Below are 17,760 nucleotides of genomic sequence, written 5' to 3'. Positions count from 1 at the left end.
TAACCCTATCAATCATCTTATACGTCACTTACTTTTGTAAATCTAAGTCTTCCATATTTTTGTAGAAGAGGAATATGAAAGAAGCACGGAGCCTCTCCTCTAAGTAAGAAACAAAATCAATGAAACTTCCCTACATGTACAATATATGCACGTTTCTCGGCTAGTTGTCGCCTTCTGCAATTATAATCTTTTAAGAAACTCATTTTTTGTTTTCAAAGATTTGAGACGATCTGTAGCTTCTCCTAAAAAGTGACCAAAACTCTCTTCAAAGTCTTTTTCGATGAATTTAAGTTCATATTTTCCATCTTCTCGCGCCTGCAAAATCTCTACACCTATAAGATCGCCTACCTTGTATTTACCCTGTCTTCTTGGTATGTTCGACCATCGTAAAAGGCCTGTTTTTTTGTCAGAAAAAAGGACAAAAAGCCCAAATTTACTGATTGATTTCACTTTTCCAATCAAGGTTCTATCCCACCATTAACCATTTCTGGAATACTAAAAACCTTCTCATTGGCTTGTGAATTATCCAGTTTTGCTCGCGCATACTTTGCTAAAAATGATGAATCCTTAAGCTTGTTCATGTCTGAGCTTTTAAGTGCAAGTTCATGATCCAATGCCGCATTTTTTTGCTCAGCTTGTGCCTCCATCTCAATTTGTTTTTGCAAATTTTGATAAGATTGAACCACACTAATGGTTGCCAAGCTGAATAATAACATAGCACCAATCAAAATAATACCTAAATGTTTGCGTTTAGGCAGGGGGTGCGAGACTTCTTCCATTCTTTTTGACTTATTATAATCATTTTTCAAATGAATAATTTTCTTGTCCATTTTTCCTCCGAAAAATATATGTATAAATTAAAGTTCAGTTTCAGCCGTGACTCTCGTTTCACTAAGGATTTTGTACATTTTATCCGCATCTTCTTTACGCGTGAATTCTTTAAGTTCCAAGACACTCACTTCTACAATCTTATTCCCAAAACGAATTTCAATAAGATCACCAAACTTAACATCACTTGAAGATTTCGCTATTTTTCCATTGATTTTAATACGGCCCTTATCCGCAACCTCTTTAGCTACAGGACGGCGCTTTATCAGACGAGAAACTTTTAAAAATTTATCTAATCTCATAGTGGTTATTATAACATACTTCAAGTCTTTTGGAAAATCAGTTGAAAATATTTCTGATAAAAGCCTAAATCTTTGAAATAAGACGCTTTTTCTATAAAAAAGAAGACCGTTTCATATGAAACGCTACTCCTTTTCGTGCTTGTCTCTCAGGTCAGAGAGTTTCTCTGTAAAATTCATGATTTCGCGGAGTAACACAACATCCTTTCGATTATCAATTTTGAATTGGAAAGTCATCTGCCCCGACTTCTCACCTACACTTGCTTTTAAAGCTGTTTCAGCTAAAGCTTCAAAGTATTCCTGAGGAATGTACATCGTATTGGCTGATTTAGCCATGCTTAGAATAAGCATCGTTTTATTCTTTTCAATTTTTTCCACCAAAGCGTTATCGGCAAATATTTTTAGCAAACCAATCTCCAAAAGATAAGCAACTTCATCTGGATACTCACCAAATCGATCGATCATTTCATCTTGGAGTTCTTCATAGCTTTGGCGACTATCTATTTGACGAATACGCTTATAAATCTCAATTTTTTGGCGTTCATCTCTAATATAGTAGCTTGGAATAAAGGCATCTAATCCTAGCATTATCTCTGCGTTGGTCTTCGCTTTAACTTTATCTCCCCCCATACGTTTATGGACAGCTTCTTCAAGAAGTTGCGAATAAAGTTCAAATCCAACTGAGTCAATAAATCCAGATTGTTCTGCACCAAGTAAATTTCCTGCACCTCGAATTGAAAGATCACGCATGGCAATTTTAAAACCTGAACCAAGTTCAGTGAAACCTTTTATAGCCTCTAAACGCTTCTCTGAAACCTCAGATAAAATCTTTTCTGGTTTGTACATAAGATAAGCATAGGATACCCGACTGCTTCGTCCAACCCGTCCACGCAATTGATAGAGTTGCGACAAACCCATCATATCCGCATTTTCAATAAAAAGTGTGTTGGCATTCGGAATGTCAACTCCAGTTTCAATAATCGTTGTCGTAACTAAAACGTCATACTCAGCATTGATAAAATCCATCAAGGTATTTTCCAGTTGAATCTCTGTCATCTGACCATGAATAAATCCAATTCTTGCTTCAGGAATAAGTTCTTCAAGTTGTGAAACTTTTTGCTCAATACTGTCAACACGATTGTGAACATAGTAAACCTGCCCTCCACGTGAAATTTCCCTCAATATAGCATCACGAACAACACCATAATTGGTTTCCATTACATATGTTTGGACAGGATAACGGTTTGTTGGAGGCGTTTCAATGACGGATAAATCACGAATACCTAACATGGACATATGTAGCGTCCTTGGTATTGGCGTTGCAGTAAGGGTCAGTACATCGACCTGTGTTTTTAGCTCTTTCAAACGTTCTTTGTGTTTTACACCAAAACGCTGTTCCTCATCAATAATCATTAAGCCCAAGTCAAGAAATTCGACATCCTTGGATAAAAGGCGGTGGGTACCAATGATTAAGTCCACACGCCCCTTCTTTAACTTATCTAAAATCTCCTTTTGCTGTGACTTGGTTTGGAAACGACTCAGAACAGCAATGTTTACACCGAAGTTTACAAAGCGTTCCATAAAGTTACTGAAATGCTGTTCAGCTAAAACGGTGGTTGGTACCAACACAGCCACCTGTTTACTGTCATTGATTGCTTTAAAGGCGGCTCTCATAGCAACTTCTGTTTTTCCAAAACCCACATCTCCTACTAAGAGTCTGTCCATTGGCCGTTCGAGTTCCATGTCTTTTTTTATTTCATTGATTGAACGTATCTGATCAGCAGTTTCTGGATAAGTAAAATCATTGTCAAATTCTTCTTGATTTGTATCATCAGGAGAAAAAGCATATCCTTTGAGAGCTTGTCGCGCAGAATAAAGCTTGATTAAATCTTCAGAAATATCTTCAACTTGCTTACTTACAGAAGACATTGTTCTACGCCAACGTCCATCATTCAGCTTATTTATCTTGGGCGTTTTTCCCTCTGCCGCCGAGTATTTACTTAACAGACTCAGATGGTCTACTGGAACAGATATCGTATCACCATTTTGATATTGAATCGTTAGATAATCACGGTGCATACCTGATACTTCAATAGTTTGGATCCCTAAGTATTTCCCAATCCCGTGATTTTTATGGACAACGTAATCGCCAACTTCAAGCTCGTTATAATCTTTTAGACGTTCCGCATTGGTAATATTTAAGCGCCGTGCTTTTTTCTTTCGTGCTTTGCCAAAAATTTCTGACTCGGTAATAATAACGAGTTTCTCATCAATAAAATTAAAACCATTATTAAGACTTAAATTCAGAAGGTTTACTTTTCCTTTTTGAATTTCTTCAGTAGATACAACCTGAAGATCTAAATCAAATTTTTGAAGCTCCGTGCGTAGTTTCTCTGAAGATACAGCTAGGACAACTGTAAACCCTTGCTTTACAAACCTGTCAACTTCTGTATAAAAAAGTTCCATTTGTCCGAAAAACTGTTGCATTGAATGTTGATTAAAATTATATAAAGCATCAAACTTTATATTACCTAAACCTTTTTGAAAATTGGAGAAAAAACTTGCTGGTTTGTGAGAACGTAACTTAGAAATAACATCCAAAAGATAGCTTTGCCCCTCAAAAGAGCGCCCCATACTTTTTTCCGAAACGATAAATTCTGCAAGTTCTTGCTCTGTTTTATTGTTGGCTTCGTTAATTTTCTGAAAATCATCAATGAAAATTTGAATATTTTTCGGAAAATAATTTAAAAGAGAGGCAGGTTTTTCATAAAAATATTCTGCAAACTTGCGCAAATCTTTATGATAGTAATGATTTTCTGCTGCTGCAATAACTTCTTCAAAGTAAGATTGCGCTATAGGATCCGTTATATTTTCTAGTTGAGCGATTAATTTTTTTACACCTTGATCAAATTCCCAGGGCATTAAAATAAAGTCGCTGGCTGGATATATTTCTACCTGATCCATATTTTCGAGGGAACGTTGAGTTTCACTGTCGAAAGAACGAATCGTATCTACTTCATCGCCAAAAAATTCTAGCCTTAAAGGCTGGGCTGCATCGAGTGGGTAAATATCCACGATGTCGCCACGGTGTGAAAACTCTCCGGGCATCATCACGCGCTGTGTCTTTTCATAACCTGCGCTAGTTAAAATAGCGAGTAGGTTTTCCATGTCAAACTCATCGCCTTGAGCTAGAAGAAGATAGTTTTCTTGGAAATTATCAGGCTGGGGCAAGATCGAACGTAAAGCCATGAAAGGAACAACTAAAAAGCCTGTTTGCTGTGCATCAAGCAGGAAATTTAGAGCTTCAAGACGATATGCTGTCCGGTCTTTACTTGCTATCGCAAACTCAGCATAAACATTGTCATCTGAAAAAAATTGGTAAACCTTCTCATCTTCAACAAGATGAGTCAGTTCATCATAAAGTTCATTGGCGTGGTATTGATTATCAGTGACAATCACGTACTTATCCGGATTATTCTCATAAGCATTTGCCATAACCATCGCCTGGGCAGTTCCGGAGAGACCGGTTAAAAGCGTACGCTCTGCTTTTGCAAAACTTCTCTGCCATGACTGTAAATCATGGTTTTGATCAAAAAATTCGTTTATTTTCATTGTCCGTTAAATTTATTCATTGCTTGAGAAAAATCATTTGATTCAATATAGAATTTCACTGCATCTACAGCCTTATTTATGCCATCCTGTGCAATTTCTACATTTTCTTTATCAAATTTAGATAAGACATGTGCAACTACTGTTTTTCCGTGTTCTGGACGTCCAATCCCAATTTTTACTCGATTGAATTGTTCTGTCCCTAGATGAGTGATTGTTGATTTAATACCTCGTTGACCACCGGAAGAACCTTTTTGACGTAGTCTCACGCGTCCGACAGCTGAGTCCATATCGTCAACAATGACTGTCAAATCTGCTGGATCCAGATTATAGTAAGTGAGTAAAGGTTGAATGGCGCGTCCTGATTCATTCATAAAGGTTTGCGGTTTTACTAAAAAAACTTTTTCACCGTTAACAAAAGTAGAAGCAACTTCGGCCATAAAGGTTTTTTCCAAACTAAAGTTTACACCATAGTCTTTTGCAAGTAAATCAACAGCCATAAAGCCCATGTTATGTTTTGTTTTCTCATATTTGTCGCCAGGATTTCCCAGCCCTACAATCATTTTTGTCATTTTTTCTCCTCTTTCCAAAAAATAGCAAAAGGCTGATTTATACAAATCAGCTCTTTTTAGTTATTGTAAAACTTTTTGGCTTATAGATTTAAAAGCTTGGGGAAGAGCCCTAAACGTTAAAGCGGAATTCCATGATATCGCCATCTTGTCCCACATATTCTTTACCCTCTTCACGTAAACGACCTGCTTCTTTGACGGCCTTTTCACTACCATATTTCATTAAATCATCATAAGACATGGTTACAGCACGAATAAATCCTTTTTCAAAATCACTATGAATGATTCCTGCCAGTTGAGGAGCTTTCATGCCACGTTTGAAGGTCCAAGCACGTACTTCTTTTTCACCAGCTGTAAAATATGTTGCAAGTCCCAGTAAGTGATAAGCAGCTTTTGTTAATTTATCAACACCAGATTCTTCTAAACCAAGTGCTTCAAGAAACTCTGCTTTGTCCTCATCGTCAAGTTCTGCAATCTCTTCTTCAGCACGCGCTGAAATAACGACAACTTCTGCATTTTCAGTCGCTGCAAATTCACGAATTTGTTTTACATACTCAATGTCATCTTGAGCACTTACTTCATCTTCACCTACATTAGCGACGTAAAGGACAGGTTTTGTCGTCAGCAAGAAAAGTTGCTTCACAATTTTTTGCTCATCTTCATTAAATTCTACTGTTCGCGCAGATTTTCCCTCTTCCAAAACAGGCTTGATTTTAGACAAAACATTGAATTCTGCAATTGCATCCTTGTCCTTAACTGTACGCGCAACCTTTTCAACACGCGCATAGCGCTTGTTTACTGACTCCAAATCGGCCAAAATCAACTCTAAATTAATTGTTTCGATATCTGCCAATGGGTCAACAAAAGAATCCTCACGGTTATTTTCCCGCATCACATTTTCATCATCAAAAGCGCGAACCACGTGCACGATTGCATCCACCTCGCGAATGTTAGCCAGGAACTTATTCCCCAAACCTTCACCTTTAGAGGCACCTTTTACAATCCCTGCAATATCTGTAAATTCAAAAGTTGTAGGAACTGTCTTTTTAGGTTTGATTAATTCTGTGATTTTAGTCAAGCGTTCATCGGGAACTTCAACCATACCTACATTAGGCTCGATGGTCGCAAAAGGATAGTTTGCTGCTTCAGCACCCGCTTTTGTAATTGCATTAAAAAGAGTAGATTTTCCGACATTAGGAAGGCCGACAATACCTGCTGTTAAAGCCATGTTTATTCATTTCTCCGTCAAATTTTATAGTCATCCAATTATACCGTAAATCATGAAAAAAGACAAAAAAGCATATTCTATCAGCTTCTTTAGATAAAACTGAACAAAAAGATTGTGACTACTTTGTCACAACCTTTTTTATTTTTTTATTGAAATCATTACGCTTCATCATAACTATGTGTTCACAATTCGTACATCGGATTTTGATATCTGCGCCCATGCGAATAATTTCCCAACTGTTCGCTTTTTTCCCTGTTGCTTTTATTGTACAGGCATGAGGTTTTTTCATTTCAACAATTGAGCCTAAGTCATAATCTAACATTCCTAAATCCTTTCTACAACGACTTTTCGAGGACCACCTAATAAAATCAAATACTTGTCAACTTGATTGACACCATATGCCTTTCTTAAAGCATCTGCATAAAGTTCCATCTGAACTTCATAATTCTTCTTGATTTCAGAAATTTGATCATTACTGCGGAAATAATCTGTCTTATAGTCAAACAAGATAATCTTATCTTCAAATTTGATAAAGCCATCACATATTCCTCGAACAATATATTGTTCTTGTGCAACTTCATCTGTTTTCAACATAGAAAAAGGGGCTTCCTTGATTGTACGCTCCACGTTATCAACCAGCACTTTACCAAAATCTGTGTCAAATAAAGTCAGGATTTTGGGTAAATCAATTTTATTTTTCACTTCATCATGAAGTTCCATTTGATCCAGTGTTTGTTGGAAGTCAAACAAATTTGGTCTTGAAAAATCTGCACGTTGCATAAAACTATGTGTAGCCGAACCAATTTCTGCTGCAGTAATTTTATGTTGGTCAAGATCCAACAATTCAAGTTGTTTCACACGCACGTACTCACTTGTAGGCAAAATATTACCAAGTTCCAATTGCTTTTCATAGCTTTTCTTTTTCACTTGACTTGGTGTTTGAATACTAGACAATTGTGTTGCTGCCTCTTTTGGATATTCATAATCCATTACTGCACGCGCCTGTTTTACTTCATCAATAGTGTCCATTATTCTGTCAAATTTTTTTGAGTCTTCTGCTAATTTTTTAAAGTTGGGACGTACTGTAAACTTTTTATTGGTATCCTGTAAATCAGAAGAAGTATTTATTTTAATAATCATCGGTAAAGAATGGGCTGTTTGAAGCGCCAGAAGCCAATGTTGGTAGCCAGTTGCTGACCGACGATATTTGTCTGGAAGAATACCATTTTCCAGATGTATATCCGCATATTTTTCTAATTCTTTCTCCTTGATTTTTCCCACCATGTAAAGTTTTTTCCTTGCACGCGTAAATGCGACATACAATACACGCATCTCTTCAGACAGTGTCGCATTTCGTTTCAACTCCTTATTCACAAGATAAGGCAGTGTATCCATCTTGACTAAAGCATAAGGAAAGTCCGTTTCAACAGCCTCTTCCTTTTTTAAATCTGCTGTATATTTCATCCCCAAGCCATTTTCACGTGTCAATATTACAGATTCTTTTAAATCTCTTTGATTAAACTTGGTTTGTAAATTCATCAAGAAAACAACATCAAACTCCAATCCTTTGGACTTATGAAATGTCATTACTCTTACAGCATTTTGAGACAACTTGATATTTACAGAAGCAAGATCATTATTTTGTTCCATAAATTTATCAATCATTTTTATGAATCTAAAAAGGCCCTTATAACCTGATTTCTCGTACAATTCTGCACGTGTTGACAAGGCTTGAAGATTTGCTTGACGCATCTCACCATTTGGAAGGGCACCAACATAGTCAAGATAGTAGGTTTCCGTATAAATTTTCCAAAGCAACTCATGAATCGGAAGCTCGTTTACAAGTTTACGCCATGATGTAAACTTGTTCAAAAACTGAGTGATTTTTTCTTTAAGAACAGGTGTTATCATTTTCCCATCTGACATCTGTAACTTTTTCCAAAATCGTGTATCAGAACCAGCATTAAGACTTATTCGGGTAAGCTCATCCTCTGTAAAATTAAACATAGGTGAACGCAATGTTGCAACCAAAGGAATATCATAGAGTGGATTATCAACCGCACGCAAAACATCCAAAATCAATATTACTTCAAGTGATTTTAGAAAATCAACTCGCCCCTCATCAAGTACAACCGGAATATCGTAATCTCTAAGAATATCTTCTATTTTGTTATTTTGGGACTTTGAACGTACCAACAAAGCAATATCTTTATAGTTCAACTTTGCATCTGAAGCCATTAAATTTTTAATTTGTTGAGCAACAATCTTAATTTCACCATCACTGATTTGATCTCTTTCATCTTCAGTTGAATCTTCCTCATAAAGAAGGAGCTCTGGATAATAATTTTTTTCAAGTTTCTCTGGGTAATCTACCAGATTTCCTTGAATGAGCTCTTCTTCCTTACCATAGATCATTTCACCAATTTCTTCATTCATCAAATGTCTAAAAACTTCATTTGTGAATTCAAGAACCTCTCCACGAGACCTAAAATTTTCCTTCAAACGTATAAGTTGATGAGGATTATCTTCCCTAGCATAAGCATGATATTTTTTTAGAAAAAGGCTCGGATCAGCTAAACGAAAACTATAGATAGACTGCTTTATATCGCCAACCATGAATAGATTGTCGGATCCATCTCCGTTTTTACTTAGTAATCTTAACATCGCTTCTTGAACATGACTAGTATCTTGATACTCATCAATCATTATCTCGCTGTACTTGGTACGATATTCCCTTACTACATCTGTATTTTCTTCCAAAATTTTAATTGCAAAGTGTGCAATATCCGAATATTCAAAAGCATTTTCCGAATATTTTTTATCCAAATAAGACTGATAAAAATAAAGAACAAATTTTTGTAGATTTTCAGCCAAATTTTTTGCTTCAGGCTGATATTTTTCAATCGTTGACAAATGCTTGATTTTTTCTAAAAATTCACGAACTAAGCCCGGATTACTCTTTGTTCCAATTACTGTTTTAAAAACTTCTGATAAAATTTCATCCTTTTTAAGAGACCACCGAGAAAAGTCTAGTGATTTAAAAACTTCTGCAAATTGTTCATAATCACTAACTCTTAAACTTTCAATCAAATACTCTCCATTATCCAAAACAATCTGTGCTTTCTCTAAAGTTTTAGCCGTCAGATTTTTTTCCTCTAAAGCTTTCTCTAAAAAGAGAAGAAATTCCTCCAATTTACACATTACATCGTGTGCAAATTTTTCGGGGATATCGGAAAATTTTTGGTATAAATCAAATCCTTTGAGAAAATCATTTTTTAACCATTTTTCCGGATTTTCTGTTGCTGAAGCAAATTTATAAACCGTATAAACTACATCTTGAAAACCCTTGATATTCCTATCTTTTGAGAAATTTTTAACCAATTTTTCAAATATTTTTTTAGGTATTTTGGCTCTTTTTTCAATCCCAGAACTCTCCGAAAGGTATTGTTCAACAAGGTCTTCAAAAACCTCTTGCTTTAGAAGATCACTTTCTGTTTGATCTGCTAAAATCCTAAAATTAGGATCTACATTAACACGATTAAAGTGCGTGCGTAATAGCTTTTGAGTAAAGCTATCCATTGTTCCAATATCTGCGTGAGCCAAATCTTGTAAGGCTGTTTTTATCCTCTGTTTTTCAACTACATCTTGAGTTTTATGACTAGCCTTTTTCAAATCTTTTTCTAGACGTATTCGCAGTTCAGTTGCTGCCTTTCTAGTGAAAGTAGAAATAAATAAGCTTTCTATGGCAATTCCGCTTTTTACCTTTTCAACAATACGATTAGCCATGACAAAAGTTTTACCAGAGCCAGCACTTGCTGACACAAGTATATTATGACCTTGACTATATATAGCTTCTTGCTGTTCTGCTGTCAATTTCACATCAGTCATTAGCTTTTTTCTCCTTTCAATTCATCAAGAATTTCTTTTCGACTTTTTTGATCTACCTCACGTGTATAGTCTTTCATATGTCTATTAGCCTCAAAACGACAGATGGACTTCAAAGGACAATATCGACAACCATGTACATTACCTGTCTTATCAATTCCTTCCTTAGTCATCACAGGATTGATAGCAATTTCACCTGCACGAATACGTTGTCCAGCTCTAATATAATGTTTTTTATTAAGTTCAAGCAAACTTTCAAATTCTCTCTCACTATAAACATTATTTCGATTGATATTTACAAGATTGATTTCCTCACTTATCTTATCCCTATACTCCTCAAGAATAAGTCCCTCATAGCGCATATTTTTAGATAATAAGGCCGCGATTTCACCTAAAGAATTCACATCTGAAAGATTGATACTCTCATTTTTTAATTGCAGATAAAGCGCTCCCCATAATTTTTGATTTTCAGCCGTCTGTTTTAGGACATCGAGATAAGTAAGAAATTGTAAACTTGTTCCATCATAGGCAGAAACCAAATCAAATTTATGCTGACTTGATTTGTAATCAACGGCTCCCACACTATTCTCAAAAAATTGATCTATTCGGTCAATTCGCCCTCGAAGACTAATTTTATCTATAGTAAACTCACCCAGTTCACTATGTGGGAAACCAAAAGCACCCTCAGTTGATAAGGTTTTTATCTGGCTATTCTCTAAGCCTTTTTTCAAAATAACTGCTGTCTGCTTTACAATTTCTCCCAGATTTGCCCAAGTAAATTGTGCAGTAGCATCTTGTGTAAAGTAGCGCGCATAATTATTGTCAACTTCCTGTAAAACTCGTTCTAAATGCTGATCGAAATTTTCACTTGTCAAACTTGGACTTAATAAAAGTTTTTCAAAAACTTCGTGAAAGAAATTTCCAACTACTTTCGAATTTAAATCAATATTTTCAAAAATTTCAAGATTTAAAGTTTTTTCTAAAAAATACTGATACTCACAATTATAAAAACGTTCAAAACTGCTGACAGAGGCATAGATTTCATCACTGTAAACTTCTTTTACCGTATCTGCTGCTAAGGCTACAGGAGCTATATCTTGATCTAGGTTGTGAATCAGACTTTGAAAATCTGAACTTTCTTTAACTAGAATTCGAAATAAGCTTGACCAAAAGTTGCGTTTATCATTTTCTACTTTTTCTTCCTCTTGGGCAAGCAAGTGCTCAATTTTACCAATGTTTGAAATCAAAGAACGTTTATTACCTATATGTTCCACGGTTTCTAAAAGATTAACCGAAGAAATCTCACGCTTGATATTTTCTCCCGCTTTTGTATGTTTAATAAATAGCTGTAATAGGGGCGAAATTTCATCTTGAACATTGGCATAAATTTGTGGCGTTGAAAGAACAAGTTTATCCGTGGCAGCATTAATTAAGGAAAGACTTGTAAAAGTATTCTTACTAGAGTTTGTCACATTTAGCTGTTCAATAAAGCGAAAATCATCATGAGATACATTCTGATTGATGGAAGCACGTTCTTCATCGGAAAGTAGACTAGAATTTTGCTTTACTTTTGGAAAGTTAGTCAAGCTTAAACCTATAGCATATATATATTTATTGGTCCTTGCTTCGACAAGCTCATAGTCTTTAACATTTACAACATCAACATTTGCTGGAATTTGACGATATTTGGCATTTTTTAAACCAGATAAAATCAAGTCTAGAAACTCTAAAACTTTCATCTTTTGCTCAGAAAAAATAGACTTAAACTCCATTAGGTTAGACAAGAGTAACTTCCAAACTTGCTCGTGCTTGTCCGCCAATCCATGATTGTTTTCATGCTCTGCTTGATTGTAAAGACTGTTCATATTTTCTAAAACATTCCCTTTTTGGAGAAAGTTTTGAAAACTGTTAAGCCATGCATTACCTGTTTTTTCTGAATTACCTTTTAAAAATACTTGCAAAGCCGAGTGCTCTCCAAAAAGTGTTTCTCTCAAAGCCTCAACTTTATCTCTTTCTAAAAATTCACTCGCATCAAAAGAATTGACAAACTTCTTTTTTCCTCGAATTTTATATTTATTGACATAGTATTCAAAATAATCTAAGCTCTCTTGATCAAAGTTTACATCTCTGTAAATATTGCTCTTTAGCAAATTGACCACATCATTAGTCCGATAGTTATTCTTTTTAATCGCATAAAGACTCTCTAAAAAAATAATCAAGGGATGCTGACTCATAGATTCTTCTTGGGCATAGAAAAAAGGAATCTCGTAAAGTTCAAAAGTTTCTTGAAGAGGTATAGCATATGTATCAACATCACCTACCAATACTGTAAAGTCTTTAAACGAGGCACCTCTGGTGATTTTCTGACGAATCTCTTTTGCAACAGCCTCTATCTCTGCCATCTGATTTTCAGCTTCCCAAATTTCAAAATGACGTTTATCTTGACTATCCAACTCAATTTTCACATTGTCCTGGAGAAAATTTGTTTCCATTTTTAGCAAATCCGTCAATTTATCATAAACTGTCTCTGCTTTTGGTTTGCACATATACTTTATTTTAGCCGAGAATTTGTTTTGAAATCGTTCAAGCATTTCTAAGGAATTTTTGTAAACTGACAAGGAAAAGTCTGTCAACTTGTAGTCAACTTCACTGGCATATGTCCCAATTATTATTTCTGAAACTTCTTCTTGAATAGCAGAAATAAAGCTTTCTTCCTCAGCATTGAATCGAGTATAACCGTCAATTATAAGCACTGTATTTTGTAAATCTTGAGTAAACTTTCCCTCTCTTATATTTTGAGTGAAATCTTGGAACTCTGAAAAATTAGCATAAGAAGCCCTTAATTCCTCCTCAAAGCGATGCAAAATGGCAGATAATTCTGCGTTTTTAGGGCTTTTAGGCAAATCTTCAAAGGTCAAATTTGCTGTAATTAACTCTGCACGTAAATTAACCAGCATTTCTAGAAAAGCTGGCGAATTCTGTAAACTGTAATAAAAAGGTAACTCTTCTTTAGAAAAAGACTTCAAGACTTTTCGAAAAAGCATACTCAATCCTGATTGAGTGAGTTCTACTTTCCCTTGCAACGTTATATCTTTTCGATCAAAATAATAGGGAAGTTGCTTAAATCTCGTAACCAGTAAGTCAAAAACTGCGGTATCTTCCCCTGAAGAAATACGTTCTAATATTTCTTTCTCCTTTTCAAAAGACATTGAAGATGGAACAATATAATAAACTTTTTTTCCTTCTCTTAATGCTTTTTTTGCTCGCTCAAGAAGAAAAGCTGTCAAATCTTGTGTAATTTCAGTATAAATGATTTCCATAAAAAAATAGACCTCACTTTCGTTAAGTCTATTCTAACATTTTTTAGTTTGTTCTGACAGGTGTAATAAGCTGTATGAAACTGTCTGTATCATTCTTAGGAAGAAGTGTAAAAGGACGAACATTTGAAATGAAACGGATACGAACTTCTGGTTCTTTTATGACACGAAGCGCATCAATCAGATATTGTGGGTTGAAGCTGATTGCAATATCTTCACCATTTTTTTCAATCGCTGTCAACTCTTCATGAACACTCCCAACCTCAGGTGAATTAGCTGTTGTAATGACTGAGTCTCCTGATACTGTAAGTTTGACTGTGCCATTTGCTGTAGCATTTGATAAGAGACGTGCACGTTCCATTGTACGACGTAAAGCTGCAACATCAAAGACCAAGTTCAAGCTATAGTCATCTTCATTAGGAATTAAGCGGTTTGTATCAGGATAAGTTCCTTCGATTAGACGGCTATAGTAGCTGATGCGTTCATTACGAAAAAGAATTTGATTATTAGCCAATGAGATATCAAGATCTTCTTCATCATTACTAAAAACATTTTTGAAGTTTTGAATAGATTTACTTGGTAAAACAACATCAAAATCCGTTCCTTCATTTTCGAGAACAAGAAGTCGTTGACTCATACGGTGCGAATCTGTCGCAACAGCTTTAAGGTTTACTTTATCGGATAAAGTCAAATGAACCCCAGTAAAAATAGGACGACTTTCCTGTGTACTTACAGCAAATACTGTTTCCGTAAAAATTTCTTTCAAAAAGCCAACATTAATCTTAAGCGGGTTTTCCTGAGAAATTTCTTGAATACGAGGATAAATCTCTGCATCTTGTCCTTTTAATGTGATTTCTGATTTACCTGAGGTTAAAAGTACTTGCTTTTGTTCCAATTCTTTAAATTCTAAAGCAAGTTCAGGCATTTGACTGACGACACTTTCAAAGAAAGAAGCTTCTAATAAGATACTTCCTGTATCAGAAATATGCATACCAGCATCTCTATCAGTTGCTGGTAAAAAGTTTTCAATAGAGATTTGACCATTTGAACCAGTTAAAGTAATTCCCTCTGTTGTAACCTCAATTTTTAATTTTGTTAAAGCTGGAATAGTTACCTTAGAACCAATGGCTTGTTTGGTAATTTTTAATGCATTTTGAAAAGCTACTTTGTTAATTGAAAATTTTATCATGAGAGTCCTTTTCTTTTATTTATTTATATAAATATATTAGTAATAGTAGTAGGCTATGTGAGTATGGGGATAAACGCTAAAATATGAATTAAGCTAAGTTTTCCACTGTGAATAACTGGAGGATAACTTTAGGAAATTTACAAAAGTTTTCCACAGTAATAATTTCTTACTGGAAGAGACGTTTGATGGCATCAACATCTTTTTGAACATCAATGTCATTTTTCATTTTCTCACTGATTTGCTTGTGCGCATACATGACCGTTGTGTGATCACGTCCCCCAAACTCATTTCCAATAGCAGGGAGGCTGAGAGCTAAAAGTTCACGAATTAAATACATTGCAATTTGTCTCGGAAATGCAATTTCTTTTGGCCGTTTAGGACCGACTAAGTCTGCCGTTGAAATATGATAGTATTTTGCAACTTCATCTTGAATTTTTTTGACTGTAAGATTTGATAAAGGTTGTTGCATATTACTCTTTAGGGACCGTAAAGCTTCGCTGGCAGTATCAATATTAACAATCGTCTGATTATTTGTTTTGGCAACAAACTCAACGCGATTGAGCGCACCTTCAAGTTCTCGGACATTGGAATCAATTTGACCAGCAATATAGCTCAGTGTTTCCTGAGGAAATTCAAGATTACTACTCTCAGATTTTGTCTGTAGAATAGCCATGCGTGTTTCATAGTCTGGAGCAGTGATGTCAGTAGTCAGTCCCCAAGAAAAGCGAGTAACTAAACGTTCTTCAAGCTTATTTAATTCTTGTGGGATACGATCTGAAGTTAAGACAATCTGGGCACCACGATCATGAAGAGTATTGAAAGTATTGAAGAACTCATTTTGAGTACCTTCTTTATCACTAAAGAACTGAACGTCATCAAGAAGAAGTATATCTAAATTACGATAGGTTTCTTCAAATTTCGCCATTTGTCCCTTGCGTGTTGCATTGACATAATCATTGACAAAAGTTTCTGCAGACACGTATTTTACCTTGGAATGAGGATTATCTTTTAAAATTTCATTACCAATAGCGTGCATCAGATGAGTTTTTCCTAGCCCTGATCCTCCGTAGATAAAGAGAGGATTATAGACATCACCTGGTTTGTCAGCTACAGCAAAAGCTGCTGCTTTCGCCCACTTGTTACCTTCACCTTGAATATAATTGTCAAAAACATACTTTGGATTTAATCTTGTAAATTCAGGAGTAGCAAGTGCTGGAGCTTCATCCAAACTATCTGGCTCATTCATTTCTTGTTCAATTTTTTCTGAAACTTCTTCTTCTGAAAGTAAATTGAAACGAATTGGACGATCAAAAACTTCAAACCCTGCTGTACTGATAAGACCTTCTTGACTCCGCCAAAAATCTTTATGAAATTTTGCACCAACGATGATGGTAGCAATGTCATTTTCAATTTCTAAAAGTTGGGCAGGCTCAATGAAAAAGTCATAAGACTGTGGTTTGATATTTTTTTTCGCTAATTCCTTTACTCTCGTCCAAAATTCCTTTTTTTCTTTTTGGAGAGTCATATTTTTCCTCTAAATATATTAAAATTAAGTAGAATCTATTATATCATGTTGATAACTATTTATCCACCGTTGTTAAAAAAAAATCACAAGTTTTCCACAAAAGTGGAAAACTATTCACAAAATTGTGGATAATGTGGATAGAGGGGAAGTTTTCCACAAGGTGAACGAGGGTTATTACGGCGTTTAGTTACTTTTCCACAAAAAAGGAAAATTGAAAATATGTGAATAAAGTTTGGGATAAAAAAATTCACAGTCTCTTTACTGTGAATTTTTTGTGAGTATTTCCAAAATATCTTCTAGTTTTTCTAAGCTATCAAACTGGAGTTCAATTTTCCCTTTTTGTCGTTTTTTATCATACGAAATTTTATTACTTATACCTAGATATTTTGTAATTTCTTTTTCCTTTTCTTCTATATAAATGTTTTTCTTATTGTTTATCTTTTTATTTGATTTTCTATAAATAATATCCTCAAGTTGACGAACATTAAGCTTTTCTTTGACAATTTTTTGTGCCAAGAGAACTTGTTTTTCTTCATTTTCTTCAGCAAGAAGCGTGCGAGCGTGAGCTAAACTTATTTTTTTATCTCCTAGTAATAGAAGGATGCTATGAGGAAGTTTTAAAATTCTGAGAAGATTTGAAATATAAGAACGAGACTTACCAAGATACTTGGCTACTTCATCATGTGTCATGGAACTTTTATCGATGATTTTTCGAATACTTTTCGCCTCATCCAAAGGACTCATATCATCACGTTGAAGATTTTCTAAAATAGAAAGAATCATCATATCATCATCTGAATACATCCGAATAATTGCAGGGATCTTATCGAGATTTGCCAATTTTGCAGCACGTAACCGCCGTTCTCCCGCAAGAAGTTCATAACCAAAGAGACTACTCTTACGAACTATTATGGGCTGCAGTACACCACTTACTTCTATGGATTGGGCTAACTCCCTTAATTTATCACTATCAAAATTTTTACGTGGTTGATATGGATTTTTACTGATTTCTTCTATATTTAATTGATAAATTTTTTCTTCCATGCGCTAATGATACCACAAAATAGAAAAAAGAAGTAAAAAGCATAAAAATACTAGTTCAGAAATTAGACAACAGCGGGGATATCCGAATACATATAAAAAAATAAGGGGAAAAGGAAAGTTTATTCTTGACAGTTTGTAAGTAGTTTGGTAGAATATAATAGTTGTCGCAAGCGAGGGACTTGTGAGAATGATAGACCATTGAAAACTGAATAAAGTAGAATGACTATATGCGAGAGGGAGACCTCTTGTATAGACCTGTCGATTCAA

12 protein-coding genes are annotated in these 17,760 nt (G+C 35.1%); all 12 read right to left on the bottom strand.

From position 1 onward, the window contains the following. Positions 1-180: 180 nt before the first annotated feature. A complete protein-coding gene (locus ACGHCK_RS08360) occupies positions 181-462 on the bottom strand; it encodes a S1 RNA-binding domain-containing protein (RefSeq protein WP_251422197.1) in 282 nt (93 codons plus the stop codon). Continuing rightward, entirely contained in the window at positions 459-830 is a 372-nt protein-coding gene (locus ACGHCK_RS08355) for a septum formation initiator family protein (protein WP_202230109.1), read from the bottom strand. The genes ACGHCK_RS08360 and ACGHCK_RS08355 overlap by 4 nt, the downstream gene beginning before the upstream one ends. A 27-nt stretch (positions 831-857) precedes the next feature. Then, positions 858-1,130: an RNA-binding S4 domain-containing protein gene (locus ACGHCK_RS08350; RefSeq protein ID WP_202230110.1), complete on the bottom strand. Its 273-nt coding sequence runs from the start codon at positions 1,128-1,130 to the stop codon at positions 858-860. Between the two features lie 123 nt (positions 1,131-1,253). Next, the gene (gene mfd / locus ACGHCK_RS08345) at positions 1,254-4,739 is read right to left on the bottom strand and encodes a transcription-repair coupling factor (RefSeq protein WP_251422200.1); all 3,486 of its coding nucleotides are present in this window, start codon (positions 4,737-4,739) and stop codon (positions 1,254-1,256) included. Further along, the gene (gene pth, locus ACGHCK_RS08340; protein ID WP_251422203.1) at positions 4,736-5,308 is read right to left on the bottom strand and encodes an aminoacyl-tRNA hydrolase; all 573 of its coding nucleotides are present in this window, start codon (positions 5,306-5,308) and stop codon (positions 4,736-4,738) included. Before pth ends, mfd begins: the two co-directional genes overlap by 4 nt. A 109-nt stretch (positions 5,309-5,417) precedes the next feature. Continuing rightward, positions 5,418-6,533 (bottom strand): redox-regulated ATPase YchF, encoded by a 1,116-nt coding sequence (gene ychF, locus ACGHCK_RS08335; protein WP_251422206.1) that lies wholly within the window; start codon positions 6,531-6,533, stop codon positions 5,418-5,420. 118 nt (positions 6,534-6,651) lie between these two features. After that, positions 6,652-6,855 (bottom strand): DUF951 domain-containing protein, encoded by a 204-nt coding sequence (locus tag ACGHCK_RS08330; RefSeq protein WP_251422209.1) that lies wholly within the window; start codon positions 6,853-6,855, stop codon positions 6,652-6,654. A gap of 2 nt (positions 6,856-6,857) precedes the next feature. Continuing rightward, positions 6,858-10,421, bottom strand: coding sequence for a helicase-exonuclease AddAB subunit AddA (gene addA, locus ACGHCK_RS08325; protein WP_271328100.1), 3,564 nt, complete (start codon positions 10,419-10,421; stop codon positions 6,858-6,860). Continuing rightward, a complete protein-coding gene (gene rexB, locus ACGHCK_RS08320) occupies positions 10,421-13,738 on the bottom strand; it encodes an ATP-dependent nuclease subunit B (RefSeq protein ID WP_271328101.1) in 3,318 nt (1,105 codons plus the stop codon). The genes addA and rexB overlap by 1 nt, the downstream gene beginning before the upstream one ends. Positions 13,739-13,781: 43 nt before the next feature. Further along, positions 13,782-14,924 (bottom strand): DNA polymerase III subunit beta, encoded by a 1,143-nt coding sequence (gene dnaN, locus ACGHCK_RS08315; protein ID WP_251422218.1) that lies wholly within the window; start codon positions 14,922-14,924, stop codon positions 13,782-13,784. Positions 14,925-15,090: 166 nt separating this feature from the next. Continuing rightward, entirely contained in the window at positions 15,091-16,449 is a 1,359-nt protein-coding gene (dnaA, locus tag ACGHCK_RS08310) for a chromosomal replication initiator protein DnaA (RefSeq protein ID WP_202230118.1), read from the bottom strand. A gap of 258 nt (positions 16,450-16,707) precedes the next feature. Next, positions 16,708-17,493 carry a ParB/RepB/Spo0J family partition protein gene (locus tag ACGHCK_RS08305; RefSeq protein ID WP_251422221.1) on the bottom strand — a complete coding sequence of 262 codons (786 nt, stop codon included), beginning with the start codon at positions 17,491-17,493 and terminating at the stop codon, positions 16,708-16,710. Between the last annotated feature and the right edge of the window lie 267 nt (positions 17,494-17,760).

It is taken from the genome of Lactococcus muris (genome assembly GCF_042849115.1).
In the GTDB taxonomy this organism is placed as follows: domain Bacteria; phylum Bacillota; class Bacilli; order Lactobacillales; family Streptococcaceae; genus Lactococcus; species Lactococcus muris.
This window is presented reverse-complemented; position numbering and strand designations above follow the sequence as displayed.

What these genes read in the sequence shown, in the direction of transcription:
- ACGHCK_RS08330 (WP_251422209.1), bottom strand. Translation starts at nt 6,855, where the DNA reads ATGTTAGATTATGACTTAGGCTCAATTGTTGAAATGAAAAAACCTCAT.
- ACGHCK_RS08350 (WP_202230110.1), bottom strand. Translation starts at nt 1,130, where the DNA reads ATGAGATTAGATAAATTTTTAAAAGTTTCTCGTCTGATAAAGCGCCGT.
- ACGHCK_RS08355 (WP_202230109.1), bottom strand. Translation starts at nt 830, where the DNA reads ATGGACAAGAAAATTATTCATTTGAAAAATGATTATAATAAGTCAAAA.
- pth (WP_251422203.1), bottom strand. Translation starts at nt 5,308, where the DNA reads ATGACAAAAATGATTGTAGGGCTGGGAAATCCTGGCGACAAATATGAG.
- ACGHCK_RS08305 (WP_251422221.1), bottom strand. Translation starts at nt 17,493, where the DNA reads ATGGAAGAAAAAATTTATCAATTAAATATAGAAGAAATCAGTAAAAAT.
- dnaN (WP_251422218.1), bottom strand. Translation starts at nt 14,924, where the DNA reads ATGATAAAATTTTCAATTAACAAAGTAGCTTTTCAAAATGCATTAAAA.
- addA (WP_271328100.1), bottom strand. Translation starts at nt 10,421, where the DNA reads ATGACTGATGTGAAATTGACAGCAGAACAGCAAGAAGCTATATATAGT.
- dnaA (WP_202230118.1), bottom strand. Translation starts at nt 16,449, where the DNA reads ATGACTCTCCAAAAAGAAAAAAAGGAATTTTGGACGAGAGTAAAGGAA.
- mfd (WP_251422200.1), bottom strand. Translation starts at nt 4,739, where the DNA reads ATGAAAATAAACGAATTTTTTGATCAAAACCATGATTTACAGTCATGG.
- ychF (WP_251422206.1), bottom strand. Translation starts at nt 6,533, where the DNA reads ATGGCTTTAACAGCAGGTATTGTCGGCCTTCCTAATGTCGGAAAATCT.
- rexB (WP_271328101.1), bottom strand. Translation starts at nt 13,738, where the DNA reads ATGGAAATCATTTATACTGAAATTACACAAGATTTGACAGCTTTTCTT.